This is a genomic window from Neisseria sp. P0021.S006, assembly GCF_051956895.1.
On record NZ_JBQCWZ010000619.1, the window covers coordinates 1 to 793 of the forward strand.

Consider the following 793-nt stretch of genomic DNA (forward strand, 5'->3'; position numbering starts at 1 on the left):
GCCCAACAATGGCACATCAACCGCAGTATCGAAAAACAACGCGCCCAAGGCGAAGTCGTTTCTTGATGAAGGTTTAGGCAACACAAAGGCCGTCTGTTGTTCAGACGGCCTTTTTTTATTTCCCCAAACAAATACAGTTTGAGATTGAATCCAATCCAGTTTTAAGCAGCATGCAACACAAAAATCGTCGGGCGTTTTTTCAAATTCGGCATTTCTTTTCTTTTTCTCCACTGCGCAATCGTCTGACTGATGATTTCCTGTGTCGGCAAGGTCAAGTCCGTAGCCACGCACAAGCGCGTTTCAGGATGCAGGTTTTCCACCGCATCAGCCAACAACGCATCGTTACGATACGGCGTTTCGATAAACAGCTGCGTTTCATTCTGCTGGCGCGAACGTTGTTCCAAAGCCTTCAAACTCTGAATGCGCTCACTTTTTTCAGACGGCAGATAACCCTTAAATGCAAAGTTTTGCCCATTCGCACCCGAAGCCATCAGCGCCAGCAACAAGCTGGACGGGCCGACCAAAGGCCGTACTTCAAAACCGTGTTTATGCGCCAACGCCACCAAATTCGCTCCCGGATCGGCAACAGCCGGACAACCCGCCTCGCTGACAATACCCATACTGCGCCCTTCTTGCAAAGGTTTCAGCAATTCCGGCAAAATCTTCAAATCCGTGTGTTCATTCAGCGTTTGCAGATTCAGCTCGCGGATAGGCGTAGTCACGCCCAAATGTTTCAAATGCGCGCGCGCTGTTTTTTCCGCTTCCACGATAAAATCCGTCAGCCCGACAATCG

The 793-nt window shown here is 49.7% G+C and carries 1 protein-coding gene; it reads right to left on the bottom strand.

The features are described 5' to 3' along the window. Nucleotides 1–161 precede the first annotated feature (161 nt). A partial coding sequence (locus tag ACTHUM_RS16080) for an SAM-dependent methyltransferase (protein WP_440403432.1) occupies nucleotides 162–793 on the bottom strand: 632 nt, incomplete at its 5' end.